The organism is Methylobacterium sp. WL19 (genome assembly GCF_008040005.1).
In the GTDB taxonomy this organism is placed as follows: Bacteria; Pseudomonadota; Alphaproteobacteria; order Rhizobiales; family Beijerinckiaceae; genus Methylobacterium; species Methylobacterium bullatum.
In genome coordinates this window covers 1-12458 of record NZ_VRVC01000140.1, presented here as the reverse complement: position 1 = coordinate 12458, position 12458 = coordinate 1, and the positions used below count along the sequence as shown (strand labels likewise).

12 protein-coding genes are annotated in these 12458 nt (G+C 65.8%); 6 read left to right on the top strand and 6 right to left on the bottom strand.

Annotated elements, in window-relative coordinates:
- The first annotated feature begins 282 nt into the window (after positions 1-282).
- Positions 283-762 carry a lipocalin-like domain-containing protein gene (locus FV220_RS21210; RefSeq protein WP_147833119.1) on the top strand — a complete coding sequence of 160 codons (480 nt, stop codon included), beginning with the start codon at positions 283-285 and terminating at the stop codon, positions 760-762.
- A gap of 10 nt (positions 763-772) precedes the next feature.
- Here the strand turns inward: FV220_RS21210 and dusA are convergent, their stop codons facing one another.
- Positions 773-1780: a tRNA dihydrouridine(20/20a) synthase DusA gene (dusA, locus tag FV220_RS21205; protein WP_147833117.1), complete on the bottom strand. Its 1008-nt coding sequence runs from the start codon at positions 1778-1780 to the stop codon at positions 773-775.
- 64 nt (positions 1781-1844) lie between these two features.
- On the bottom strand, positions 1845-2426 hold the full coding sequence (locus FV220_RS21200) for an urease accessory protein UreE (protein ID WP_147833116.1): 582 nt from the start codon (positions 2424-2426) through the stop codon (positions 1845-1847).
- A 220-nt stretch (positions 2427-2646) separates the two neighbouring features.
- Here FV220_RS21200 and FV220_RS21195 point away from each other — a divergent pair, with 220 nt between their 5' ends.
- The 3 genes from FV220_RS21195 (at position 2647) to FV220_RS21185 (ending at position 4649) form a co-directional block, all read left to right on the top strand.
- Positions 2647-2916, top strand: coding sequence for a hypothetical protein (locus tag FV220_RS21195; RefSeq protein WP_018042474.1), 270 nt, complete (start codon positions 2647-2649; stop codon positions 2914-2916).
- 214 nt (positions 2917-3130) lie between these two features.
- Positions 3131-3856: a DnaJ family molecular chaperone gene (locus FV220_RS21190; protein ID WP_056143925.1), complete on the top strand. Its 726-nt coding sequence runs from the start codon at positions 3131-3133 to the stop codon at positions 3854-3856.
- Between the two features lie 22 nt (positions 3857-3878).
- Positions 3879-4649 (top strand): N-acetylmuramoyl-L-alanine amidase, encoded by a 771-nt coding sequence (locus tag FV220_RS21185; RefSeq protein ID WP_056143928.1) that lies wholly within the window; start codon positions 3879-3881, stop codon positions 4647-4649.
- A gap of 184 nt (positions 4650-4833) precedes the next feature.
- Here FV220_RS21185 and FV220_RS21180 read toward each other — a convergent pair whose 3' ends face one another.
- Entirely contained in the window at positions 4834-5847 is a 1014-nt protein-coding gene (locus FV220_RS21180; protein ID WP_056144696.1) for a TerC family protein, read from the bottom strand.
- 315 nt (positions 5848-6162) lie between these two features.
- Here FV220_RS21180 and FV220_RS21175 point away from each other — a divergent pair, with 315 nt between their 5' ends.
- Both FV220_RS21175 and FV220_RS21170 read left to right on the top strand, forming a co-directional pair.
- Complete coding sequence (locus tag FV220_RS21175) at positions 6163-6972, top strand: DNA-binding protein (RefSeq protein WP_147833115.1); 810 nt, start codon at positions 6163-6165, stop codon at positions 6970-6972.
- Between the two features lie 5 nt (positions 6973-6977).
- Positions 6978-8453 (top strand): M48 family metalloprotease, encoded by a 1476-nt coding sequence (locus tag FV220_RS21170; RefSeq protein ID WP_246689506.1) that lies wholly within the window; start codon positions 6978-6980, stop codon positions 8451-8453.
- Between the two features lie 178 nt (positions 8454-8631).
- Here the strand turns inward: FV220_RS21170 and FV220_RS21165 are convergent, their stop codons facing one another.
- The 3 genes from FV220_RS21165 to FV220_RS21155 form a co-directional block, all read right to left on the bottom strand.
- Positions 8632-10398: an ABC transporter ATP-binding protein gene (locus FV220_RS21165; RefSeq protein WP_056144699.1), complete on the bottom strand. Its 1767-nt coding sequence runs from the start codon at positions 10396-10398 to the stop codon at positions 8632-8634.
- Positions 10399-10598: 200 nt separating this feature from the next.
- Entirely contained in the window at positions 10599-11930 is a 1332-nt protein-coding gene (locus FV220_RS21160) for an MFS transporter (RefSeq protein ID WP_018042481.1), read from the bottom strand.
- On the bottom strand, positions 11927-12458 hold a 532-nt coding region (locus FV220_RS21155), incomplete at its 5' end, for a PRC-barrel domain-containing protein (protein ID WP_147833114.1). The genes FV220_RS21160 and FV220_RS21155, both read right to left, overlap by 4 nt.

The window sequence follows — 12458 nt, the reverse complement described above, 5'->3', positions numbered from 1 at the left end:
TCACAGGTTCAAATCCTGTCCCCGCAACCAAACACACAAGAACACCACACGCAAAAGCCCGCAGCGTCAAACGCCGCGGGCTTTTGCGTGTCAAATGACATATCCAAACTCAGCGGGAACGCATCACAAGCAGGCGAGCCAACTATCTGAGGCGTTGAGAGTGGCACGTCTTCATTGCATAGCTCAAATCGAGATGCCCGCGAGGGTGTCTCTGGTTGCAATGCTCTAAGAGGACAAAATCCGATCATGAGAGTTTCGACCCTACGACGCAGCTTTCTCGGAATGTGGCTTCCGCTACTCTTTACGCCGATGCTGGGCGGATCGGCGCAAGCCGCCAGCGATGCGCGCATCACCGGTTTGTGGAAGCTCGTCTCCTACGAAGTCGAGGTTCGCTCCACCGGCAAAACGATTCCAGTCATGGGTGCCCATCCGGCGGGGTTCGCTTATTTCACCCCCGAGGGGAGGGTGTTCTTCAACCTCACCGGCGAGGATCGGAAGCCTGCGGTCAGCGACAAGGAGCGCGCCGCTCTTCTCGACACCATGGTTTCCTATACGGGCCGTTTTACCGTCACGGGAAATCAGTGGACTGCCAAGCTCGATGCAGCGTGGAATCCTGCTTGGGTCGGTACGGAACAGACGCGGTCTTTCGAGATCAATGGAGCGCGCCTTCGTGTCCTGACCCCGTGGCGCGTCATGCCGAACTGGGCAGAGGAGGGTGAGACTCGCAGCATCGTCACTTTCGAGCGCGCGGCCGACAGTTGACGTCCCGCGCTCACGCCGCCTGAACGGCGGCGCTTCCTCCGGAACCTTCCTTGGAAACCTGAGCCACAGCCTCGCGCAGGGTCGAAAGATCGGCGTCCGCGCGGGTGCCGAACGTCGACAGGTGTCGGCGATAGGCACGCGCCCCAGGGCGCCCGTTGAACAGTCCGAGCATATGGCGGGTGAGTGTGTGCAGGCGGATACCGTTTCCCAAGGCTTCAGCGATGGTCGGTGCGAAAGCCTCGACAGCCTCGAAGACATCCGCCACGGGGGCCGCTTCTCCAAAAACCCGGTGGTCCACGTCGAGCAGCAGGGCCGGCTCGTTATAGGCTGCGCGCCCCATCATCACACCGTCCACGACCGTGAGTTGGGTCAGCGTGTCGTCGATCGTGGCGATGCCACCGTTTATAGCGATCGGCAGAGACGGGCGCTTCTGTTTCAGCCGCGCGACACGCCCGTAATCGAGGGGGGGGACATCGCGGTTCTCTTTCGGCGATAGACCCTGCAGCCAAGCCTTGCGGGCATGGACGATGAGCCCGTCGACTCCCGCCTGCGTCACGGCATCGACCAGCGAATCCAGGGCGACCTCCGTATCCTGATCGTCGACTCCGATGCGGCACTTCACCGTGACCGGCACCGAGATGGCGGCCTTCATGGCCGCCACGCACTCGCCGACGAGGATCGGGTCTCGCATGAGGCATGCGCCGAAGCGGCCATCCTGAACCCGGTCCGAGGGACAGCCCACATTTAGATTGATCTCGTCGTAGCCGAATCCCTCCGCGATGCGTGCTGCCTTCGCAAGATCGCCGGGTACCGAACCCCCGAGTTGGACGGCGACCGGATGCTCTGGCTCGGAGAAACCGAGCAAACGCGTCCTGTCGCCGTGAAGAACGGCATTGCTGGTCACCATCTCGGTATAGAGCCGGGCACGCCGCGACAGGACACGGTGGAACGACCGGCAATAGCGGTCCGTCCAATCCATCATCGGCGCGACCGAGAAACGGATATCGCTAGGTGTCATGGTGTCCGTATGAAAGTGACGCGGCTCGGTTCTAATTGTGCGGCGACCGCTTCCCTTGGCCGCCTCAGTGATCGTGCTTGCAATCGGGGCCATGCACATGGGCATGGCCGTGATTTGCGTGGCCGTGATCCGCATGGTCGTGTGCATGCCCGTGATCGTGCGCATGCGAATGATCGTGACCTTGGTCGTGAGCATGGTCGTGACCGCACTGACTGTGGTCGTGAGCCTCGCGTTCGGGCTTGAAGGCTCGCGAAACCGGGGTCGCGGCGCAACCCTGCCCACGGATCAGTTCGGCATTGGCCGAGGTCGTGGGTACATAGAGGACGTCTGCACCGATCTCCGCCGGGACGTGGTTGCCGCCGAACTGCCAGGCCAACCGCAGCAGGCGAGCCGGATTCTCCGCCCGTACTTCGAGCAAGGATTCCGCCGCAGCGCGAACGGTCACCAGGCGCCCGTCTTCGAGACGAAACGCGTCACCGTCCTCGATGGAGGCAGCCTTCGCCAGTGCTAGGGTGAAACTCACCCCGCCCGCGCCGGTGAGGATCGCGGCTGCTCCCTGGCGTCCCGCATGGTCGAGGGTCACGGTATCCGCCACGGAATCCGGGCGAATGGCGGCTTTGCGGACGATGGCGGTGGCACGCAGCATGGCTTCCTCGAAACGGTCCTGGGTTTTGTCCGGGCGTCCGGAGGGGGGCGCCCGAGGTGTCTGGCGTGCATCAGTAGAGGGTTTTCTGCCCGAACGGAAAGCGTGGCTGGAACCGTTTCCTCACGTGGTGCATTCCACGAACGGAATGGCTAAGCTACGTTGCGCAAGGTCACCACGGCGATAAGCCGGGCCACAAAACGCACAAGGGAGTCTCGGGACCATGAAGAAGCTCATTGCCGCTACCCTCGCCGGGGCTCTCGCCCTCTCCCTCGGCGCCTGCAATACGCCGCAGGATCGTGCTCTTGGCGGCGCCGGTCTCGGCGCCCTGGCCGGTGCGGCCATCGGCGGCGCTGCCACCGGTCGTGCGGGCGGCGCTCTGGCCGGTGCGGCCATCGGCGGAGCCAGCGGCGCGATCATCGGTGCCGGCACGGCTCCGCGCTGCCCATATGGCACGTATCGCGACGCTTACGGCGACGTGTACTGCCGCTGACATCGTTCTCCCGTTTGGGAGAAGCGGAGGGCCGGGGCGCATGCCTCGGCCCTTTTTCATGTCTCGGAGACAGGACGAGCAGGCGGAAATTGCCGTATGCGGGGCTGACCCGGTGGATGGCCGGTGGACGATGCGCTGCGATGCCGATGCTGCTTCAAGAACTTTTCTATCCTCTTCGCCCAAACACTGCTGTCGCTGACGATGGTGGCGCGGCGTGAGCGTCGGCATCTGGGGCAAGCTCGGCGGCGCGGGGATCGGCCTCGCCATCGGTGGACCGATCGGCGGGTTGGTGGGCGGCGTCGCCGGTCACTTCCTGGTGGATCGGGAAGGGGCCTTGTTCGGCGCGACGCCGAAGGACGTGGTCTTCACGACCGGCCTCGTGGCGCTCGCGGCCAAGATGGCGAAATCCGACGGGGTGGTGACGCCTTCCGAAATCGAAGCCTTCGCCAAAGTGGTGCAGGTGAGCGAACGGGAGAAGCCCGGGGTCCAGCGCCTGTTCGACCTCGCCAAAGGCACCTCGGCAGGGTTCGAGGCCTATGCGCGACAGATGGCAACGGCGTTTCAGGATGAGCCGGCGCTGCTGGAAGATGTGCTCGACGGCCTGTTCCATATCGCCAAGGCCGATGGTGCGATCCATGAGGCGGAAGAACGCTACCTGCGTGCCGTCGCCGAAACTTTCGGGTTCGACGACGTAGCCTTCCGGCGCATTGCCGCCCGGCACGTGCGCCTCGCCGACGACCCCTATCTCGTGCTCGACCTCGACCACGAGGTGACGGACGCGGAGGTGAAAGCCCGGTATCGTGCCCTCGTCATGGAGAACCACCCGGACCGGGCGATCGCCCGCGGCGTTCCGCCCGAGGCGGTGAGGATCGCCACCGCGCGGCTCGCCGCGATCAATGCCGCCTATGACCGGATCGCCGCCGAGCGAGGACTGCGCTGACACGCAAAGAGAGAGCTGCCGCATGAAGCCTATTCCGGAAAGTCCGGTGGCGACCAGCGTGATGCCGTCGCCCAACCACGGCGAGCGCAGGGGCGGTCCGCCGACCATGCTGCTCCTGCACTACACCGGAATGGAGAGCGCGGCCGCTGCCCTGCAGCGTCTCGCGAACCCGATCTCCGAGGTATCGGCGCATTACGTCGTGCTTGAGGACGGACGAGTGATCCAGATGGTGCCGGAATCGCGCCGCGCCTGGCATGCGGGAGCCGGTGTATGGGGGCGCACGGCCTCCGGGTTGGAGCGAGACATAAATTCGCGCTCCATCGGCATCGAGATCGTCAATGGCGGGCATGTCGGCGGCTTGCCGCCTTACCCGTCCAAACAGATCGACGCGGTGATCGCGCTTTCCCGGGACATCATCGCCCGCTGGGGCATCGCACCGTGGCACGTGCTGGCGCATTCCGACGTGGCGCCGGAACGCAAGGAGGATCCCGGCGAGCATTTCCCCTGGGATCGCCTGGCGGCAGCCGGGGTGGGGCATCACGTGCCGGCGGCGCCCATTCGCGACGGCCGCTTCTTCGCCGAGGGGGATGCCGGACAGCCGATCGAGGCGCTTCAAGCGATGTTCGCGCTCTTCGGCTACGACATTCCGGTGACCGGGATTTTCGACCCGCGAACGAAAGCTGTGATCACCGCCTTCCAGCGCAGATTCAGGCAGGAGCGCGTGGACGGCGTCGCCGATGCATCCACGATCACGACGTTGCGGGATCTCCTGGCCGGATTGCCGTCACGCTGAGCGGCGCGCCGCCGCGCGGGATACGGCTTGCGTCGTACGACGCACTTGGTGTGGCGGCCATTCGCACCGGCGACGCCATGAAACGACGTCGATCGGTCCATGCCCGGTGCCATTGTGCGGCCCCGTCGCTTGGCTCGCTCGACAGGACGCAGGAGTAGGTGGATGGACGACGAAGGCCATCTGATCAGGCGCGTTGAGACACCCTGTCCGTACCCTCGTGCTTTGCCACGTCCCGCGTGCGCCACAGGCTGTAGGCGACGCCACCGGCGAGCAGCACGAGCGTGACCGCCAGGGATACCCACGGCGGTACGTGGACGAGGTCGAACGTGTCTGCGACCACGATCTTGGTACCGATGAAGATGAGGATGAAAGCGAGGGCCGTCTTCAGGTAGGCGAAACGGTCGACCATCGCGGCGAGGGCGAAATACAGAGCGCGCAGGCCGAGAATCGCAAAGATGTTCGAGGTGTAGACGACGAAGGTATCCGTCGTGATGGCGAAGATCGCCGGGACGCTATCGACGGCGAAGATCACGTCGGCGCCGTTCACGAGAATCAGACCGAGGGCGAGAGGCGTGAACCACAGCACCGACTTCCCGGTCTCGGGATCCGGTTTACGGACGACGAAGCGTTGGCCATGCATTTCGGGCGTGATGCGCATCACCTTGCGCAACATCCGCACCATAGCGTTGTCCTGGATGTCGCCGGCCTCCTCTTCCTTTCCGAACAGCATCTTCAAACCGGCGAAGATCAGGAAGGCGGCGAAGATCGACAGCACCCAGGCCGCCTGATGCACCAGGGCGGCACCGAGCCCGATCATCAGACCGCGCAGGAGAACCGCAGCGAGGATGCCCCAGACGAGGACCCTGTGCTGGGCTGCGCGGGGAATGCCGAGGGACGTGAGAATGACGGCGATGACGAAAACGTTGTCCATGGACAACGACTTCTCGACCACGAGGCCGGCGACATATTCCTGGGCAGGCTGAGCGCCGAAGTACCACCAGATCCAGCCCCCGAAGGCCAAGCCGAGGCTGAAATAGAACGCAGTGAGGAGAAGGCTCTCCTTCACGCCGATCTCGTGGTCCTTGTCCCGATGCAACAGGCCGAGATCGAAGGCGAGAAGGCCCGCGACCAGGGCGTGGAAGCCGAGCCACATCCAGACAGGCTTGCCGAGCCATTCGATGAAGAGAAAGTCGACCATTCGGGACCGTCGATGCTTTGCGAAACGCAGGAAAGCATCGGCTCCGACATCACGGAAGGCATAGACGCGCATCCGCCAGAGGGGCCCGCAGCCGATTGCCGTCACTTGGGATCCGCAGGGACGGGAATCAAGGGATGTCCCGGCAGCGTCGACGGCCCTTGTCGCGCAAGGGAGTTCGGCCGTGGCTTACGGTGTGGCTTACTGGCCGCATGACGGGGCAAACCACCCGGTCTTCTCCTCGTTTCCTTGTTTTGCCGCGATGGGAAGCCCCAGAATGGTATCTGGTTGCTCCGGTTCGGATCCGGATGGGCGAGGATGCAGCGCGTGATGATCGGGCGGCGGATCGAACGCATCCTGAGGACAGCGAGCATGGCGCTGGTTCTCGCCGGGGCGGCGCGGGCCGAAGCGGCGCGCTCCGTGGCGCCCGAATGCGTGAGTGGGCCGACGCGACAGGAGGCGCTCGCCGGGCTCGGGGAGCGTGGCGAGATGATCCTGGCATCGGGTGATCGCGCCGTTCTCGACGGGATCCGTTGGCCGGTGGAGGATGACGGCGCCGCGCGTGCCTGGATGCTCGACCATCGGCACCGTACGCTGACCCTCGTACCGCGCGGGGAGATCGACCGCTGGGGCCGTATGCATGTGGATGCGGCCGTCTCCGACGAAGCCATCGACCTGGCCGGAGGCTTGATCGAAGAGGGACTCGCTTATGCCGATGCGGGGGAACGCGATACGCTCTGCCGGCCGGCGTTGCTGACCCTGGAATCCGGGGCTCGGGCGGCCGCCCGCGGCCTGTGGCGGGCTGGTGTCCGCGAGGGCCGCGACGGTGCCGCGTTGCGTGAGGCCACGGGGCGTTTCATCGTGGCGCAGGGCCGGGTCGTGAATGTCAGCGAGCGTCCGGCGCGGACCTATCTCGACTTCGCCAAACGAGGCGAGGATGGCTTGACGGTCACCGTGTCGAAGCGCACTTGGCGGCGGCTGCGCGAACGTGGTCTGAATGTGGCGACCCTGCGGGGGCGCATCGTCCGGGTTCGGGGAATCGTGGAAGCGTGGCGCGGCCCCACCCTCGACATCGCGAGCGCAGACATGATCGAAGTTCTGGATGAGGAGCGGACGCTTCGGCGCTGAACGGTATGAGCGGGGGGCAGACACGACATCGCGGATATGGAGCGGTCCGAACCGGGCTGCTCGTCTCGACGCTCATCCTGACCGGTTGCAGTTCCGACCAGAGCGGCGTGGTCCTGCAGCCGGCGGCGATCAAGGTGCCCGTCGAGGCGCCTCGGACCACCGGCCGGGAGCGCACCGCATCCGATGCCGACCATGCCAAGCTCGTGGCGTCGTTCGGCGGGGAATACCGCTCGCCAGCGGCTCTGCGCCTGCTGACCGAGGTGACCGACCGGTTGGTGAAGGCCACCGATCGTCCCGAGGAGACCTACGCGGTCACGCTGCTCGATTCGCCGGTCATCAACGCCTTCGCGCTGCCGAATGGCCGTCTCTACGTGACGAGAGGCTTGCTGGCGCTCGCCAGCGATACGTCGGAGATCGCCGCCGTCCTCGCCCATGAGATCGCCCACGTCACCCTGCGCCATGCCACGGCCCGTACCGAACTCGCCCTGCGCTCCCAACTGGTGAGCCGGGTGGTCGCCGACGTCCTCAACGATCCGGCCACCGGCGCGCAACTCCAGAACCAGTCGAAATTCGCCCTGGCCCGCTTCTCCCGCGATCAGGAGCTCGAGGCCGATGGGATCGGCGTGCGGACGCTCGCCCGTGCGGGCTACGATCCGTTCGGGGCGGGGCGGTTCCTCAACTCCCTCAACCGCACCACCAACATGAAGACCGGGACGGGCATGGCCGGCGAGCCCGACATGCTCGCCACTCATCCGGGCACGAGCGAACGGATCAACCTCGTCACGCGAGCCGCGCGTCTCATCGGCGCGCCCGGTCTCGGCGTCGATGAACGCGCCCGCTACCTCGCCGCCATCGACGGGATCGCCTATGGCGACAATCCGGGCGACGGCATCGTCAAGGGCCGCCGCTTTCTCCATCCGAGCCTCGGCATCGCCTTCGAGGTGCCGGAGGGATTCACCATCGAGAACACGCGGAACGCCGTCCTCGGTGCCACGGGGGAGGGGAGCCGCCGCCTCCTGTTCGATCAGGTCGAAAGCCATGTGGGCCAGAGCCTGGAGGAGGTGCTGCGCGCCACGTGGAGCGACAGCATCGAGGCGAGTTCGGTGGAGAACCGCATGGTCGCCGGCAACTCGGCGGTGACGGCGATGTCGCGCGGCAAGGACTGGACCTTCCGCCTCGCTGCCGTCCGGGTCGGAGAGACGACCTTCCGCATGATCATGGCCGCCAAGGGCAGCACGGATCCCGACGGTGCGTTCCGGCGCTGGACCGAAAGCCTGTCCGGCGTCGGCCCCGACGAGGTGAAATTCCTACGCCCGTTGCGCATCCAGGTGGTGACCGCCGGACCGGCCGATACGGCCGACGAGATGGCACGCAGGATGGTCGTGCCGGATCGTCCCCTGGACCGGTTCCTCGTGCTCAACGAGCTGGAGCGGGGCGCCGTCATCCGTGCGGGACAAAGCTACAAGCTCGTGATCGAGTAACGAGATACGGGCGAAGCCGCGCGCGAGGCCCGCCTTACATAGCGTTGAATGACGCCACCGGCATTCCCCATCCCTCCCGGATGGTGGAGGGTGCGGTGATTTTTCAAGCGCCCCGATCGCGCGGCTTCTCTCATCCGCGCGATCAAGGGGTCTGAGGTGTCTCCATTCGCCTGATCGGTCAGGCGGCGGCCAAAGCCGCCATCGACATCGATTCCTTCTTCATCAACTCGCGATAGAAGCCGTCGAGATGGGTGAGCTTGTCCGGTGAGCCGTCCTGGATGATGCGCCCGCCTTCCAGCACCACGATCCGGTCGAAATCCTTCAGCGTCGAGAGACGATGTGCGATCGCGATGACGGTGCGGCCCTTCATCAGGTTGGCCAAAGCGTGCCGGATCGCCTCCTCGGAATCCGCGTCGAGGGCCGACGTGGCCTCGTCGAGCAGGAGAATCGGCGAATCCTTCAGGATCGCGCGGGCGATGGCGATACGCTGGCGCTGACCGCCGGACAGCTTTACGCCCCGGTCGCCCACGATGGTGTCGAAACCTTCCGGCAGTGCCTCGATGAAATCGGTGCAATGCGCCGCCGCGGCGGCCTTCCAGACATCCTCGTCCGATGCGTCCGGCCGGCCGTAGCGGATGTTCTCGCGCAGGGTCCGGTGGAACATGGAGACGTCCTGCGGCACCACGGTGATGGCCTCGCGCAACGAGTCCTGGGTCACGCGGTTGATGTCCTGGCCGTTGAGCAGGATCTTCCCGCCCTGAACCTCGTAGAAGCGCTGGAGCAGCGAGAACAGGGTCGACTTGCCGCCGCCCGACTTGCCCACGAGGCCGATGCGCTGGCCGGCTTCGATCTTCACGTTGAAGTCCGTGAACACCGCGCGCCCATCAGGGTAGGAGAAGGCCACGTGATCGAAATCGATCTCGGCGCCCGTTCCCGACAGCGGCATGGCCTCCGGATGGTCGATCAGGTCGTGCGGCTGAAGCAGGGTATGCAGGGCCTCCGACAGGCGGGCGGTATGCTGGGTCGCATCCACCAGGGCCACGGCCAGGTCGCGGGTGGCGGCGAGGATGCGGATGCCGAGGGTGCAGACGAGGACCACCTGTCCATTCGTCGCCTGTCCAGCTTCCCACATGATGATGGCCCAATAGAGCAGTCCGAGCACGGCGAAGACCGTCAGGATCGCGTGAACGATCCGCAGTTTCTCCAGGTAGAGCAGCGAGGACCGGCGCGAGCGCATCTCGACGCCGATCGTGCCGTCGAACCGCTTGTACTCCCGCTTGAACGCCGAGAAGGCCCGGACGAGCGGCATGTTGCCGACGAGGTCGACCATCTCGCCATCGACGCTGGCTGCCTTGGCGGCGAAATCGTGGTGAAGCGGCTTTCCCGCGGCCGCCATCTTGAACATCAGGACGACGACGGCGGCGAAGATGCCGGCCAGGACGCCCGCCATGGTGAGGTTCACGGTGCCGATATAGATGATCGACAGGAAGGCCGCGACGCAGGGCGGCATGACGTTGAAGACGAACATGTTCTCGACCGTGAAGATCGCGTTCGAGGTCGCCGTGATGCGCGAGGCCAGGGTGCCCGGCTGCCGGTCGGCGAAGAAGGACGGCGAGTGGCCGGTCATGTGCCGGAACAGATCGCGGCGGATATCACCGGTCACACCGACAAAGGTGAACGACCCGACGAGGCTCGCCACGCGCCAGAGCATGTTGTCGGCGGCGATGAAGGCGATGAGGACGGCCAGTGCGCCCCAGATCAGGCCTGCATCCGGCCCCTTGCTGAGGGCATCGACGACGCCTTTGAGTGCGTAATCGGTGCTCACCGAGAAGGCGACGGCGCCGAGAACGGCGCAGAGGATCACCAGATGCGGCAGCGCCCGCCGCTTGAGATAGCGGGCGACGAACGCGAAGGGCCTGTCGGCGTAGACGCAGAGGTCTTCCATATGGGTGACCATCCCAGTGCTCGTTTTTAACTGACGGATGCTCGCGCGATCCCGCAAGCAGGCCGCACGGAACCGTGAACTTATAGGTCGCAACGCTAATCTCGTCCAAGCGTTGCGGGCGACCGTCAAGCTTGCCCGTTTGTAGAGAGGAAACCTGAACGGGTGTTGAGCGGCAAGCGAATTCGGTGCCGGCCCACCCTTCAGACCACCTCGGCCTGACGGGTTTCCGGCATGATCAGGGCGAGCAGCGCGAAGCCGGCGAGACCGACGATGGCGAGGCCGAGGAAGGCGCTGTGACTACCGAGATGATCGGCCATGATTCCGGCCAGTGACGTCGACAGGGCGGCACCGATGCCCATGGCGGTTCCGACCGCACCGAGGGCGAGATTGAACCGTCCGGTGCCGCGCGTGACGTCGGAGACCACGAGGGGCACCATGACCCCGAACACGGCCGCCGAGACGCCGTCGAAGACCTGGATCGCGACGAGGAGTTCCGGGCTGTCGGTATAGGCGAACAGCAGCCCGCGGATCGGCAGGGCGGCGAAGCCGATGAGAAGGAGCGGGCGTCGGCCCCACTTCTCTGCGGCCCGTCCGACGGCAGGTCCGGAGATCGCCAGGACGACCTGGGGCACCACGATGCAGGCGGCGATGAGCGCCGTGGCGGTCTCGCTGGCCCGCAAGGTCAGCATGCTGCCCACCAGCGGCAGCATGGCGGCGTTGGCGAGGAAGAACAGGGTCATGCAGGCGGCAAAGCACAGAAGGGCGCGGTTGGTGACGATGGCCTTCAGCGCGCTTTCCTTGGGGCCGGACTCCACCGTCTCGCCCTGGCGTGCCTGAAGCGGCACCGCGCCAGGGCGAATGAACGAGAGCGCGATCAGGGTCGGGATCATGAGGAAAGCTGTGAGGTAGAACACCGCGTCGTTCGACAGGTAGTAACCGCAGGCCCCCATCAGCGCCGCAGCGACGGCGTTGCCGAGCGCCGAGAAGCTGGCATTGCGCCCGAGCCGCTCACCGGCTCGCTTATGGCCGACGAGGCCGATGCTGATGGCCGCGATGGCCGGTGTGAGAATACAGCTCGCCGCGGAATGGGCCGCCATCGCGAGGAGGACGATGAGGAAGCTCGGCCACATGGCGAGGGCGAAGGCGCTGAGCGAGATCGCCACCACCGAGAGCCCGGCCGCGAAGCGTCGCGAGCGGACGGCGTCGACGAAGGCACCGCCCGGCACCTGGCCGAGCAGGCTCACGAGGCTCCCGACGGTCAGGGCGAAACCGATGTCGGATTGCGTCCACTGCGCCTGTGTGAAGTACACGGCGAGAAACGGACCGAATCCGGTCTGGAGGTTCGCGACAAAGAACGCAAAGGCGTCGAGCCCCCGGCTGCTCCTTACCGAACCAGCCTGCATGTCGGTGGAACCCTCTCCGGGCTTCTCGGCATAGGCGTCGCGTCGAAGAGCCCCACGCGGCCGGAACTCCGATCGCGGCAATTCACGGGGCTTGATGACGCGTCGATTCTGCGAGCGGGATGCCGTCATTTGTCCGGCGTTTTCTCACCCGGCTTGTCGGGCGCGGGAGAGGGTGCAGCGCTCGGCGGCGGCGCCACCGGAGCCTGGACCGGCGCCGCGGGCTGGGCCGCCGGAACCTGGCTCGACGCGGTCGCAGGAGCCGGCTCGCCATCGGGCGGAACGCTGGGGCTGGCCGGACCGAGGACCACGATAGGATCTCCCGGCTTGTACTCCGGCGAGACGCGCACCTGATTGCGGCTCAACTGAAGGACGAGGCGGCTCGGCTTGCCATCGGGCGAGAACCGCATGGACCGCCAATCCACGGCGATCTTGCGGGAGCCGACCCCGAGGAAGCCGCCGAAATCGATGATGGCGGCGCGCGGGCGACCGTCCTTGTCGAGGATGATGTCGATGATCCGGCCCATATCCTCGCCGGTGGAACTGCGGACGCCCTTGCCGAGCACGCCCTCGTAATCCTGGGTGTCCAGGACCGTGGCAGGGGTGCCGGTCGGCAGTACGGGTGCGGTGGCCGTTGGCGCAGCCGGCGGCGCCGCAGGC

Bases quoted from the DNA above. Each gene is read 5' to 3' on its own strand.
- FV220_RS21210 (WP_147833119.1), top strand. From the start codon at position 283: ATGTGGCTTCCGCTACTCTTTACGCCGATGCTGGGCGGATCGGCGCAA.
- dusA (WP_147833117.1), bottom strand. From the start codon at position 1,780: ATGACACCTAGCGATATCCGTTTCTCGGTCGCGCCGATGATGGATTGG.
- FV220_RS21200 (WP_147833116.1), bottom strand. From the start codon at position 2,426: ATGCTGCGTGCCACCGCCATCGTCCGCAAAGCCGCCATTCGCCCGGAT.
- FV220_RS21195 (WP_018042474.1), top strand. From the start codon at position 2,647: ATGAAGAAGCTCATTGCCGCTACCCTCGCCGGGGCTCTCGCCCTCTCC.
- FV220_RS21185 (WP_056143928.1), top strand. From the start codon at position 3,879: ATGAAGCCTATTCCGGAAAGTCCGGTGGCGACCAGCGTGATGCCGTCG.
- FV220_RS21180 (WP_056144696.1), bottom strand. From the start codon at position 5,847: ATGGTCGACTTTCTCTTCATCGAATGGCTCGGCAAGCCTGTCTGGATG.
- FV220_RS21175 (WP_147833115.1), top strand. From the start codon at position 6,163: ATGCAGCGCGTGATGATCGGGCGGCGGATCGAACGCATCCTGAGGACA.
- FV220_RS21170 (WP_246689506.1), top strand. From the start codon at position 6,978: ATGAGCGGGGGGCAGACACGACATCGCGGATATGGAGCGGTCCGAACC.
- FV220_RS21165 (WP_056144699.1), bottom strand. From the start codon at position 10,398: ATGGAAGACCTCTGCGTCTACGCCGACAGGCCCTTCGCGTTCGTCGCC.
- FV220_RS21160 (WP_018042481.1), bottom strand. From the start codon at position 11,930: ATGACGGCATCCCGCTCGCAGAATCGACGCGTCATCAAGCCCCGTGAA.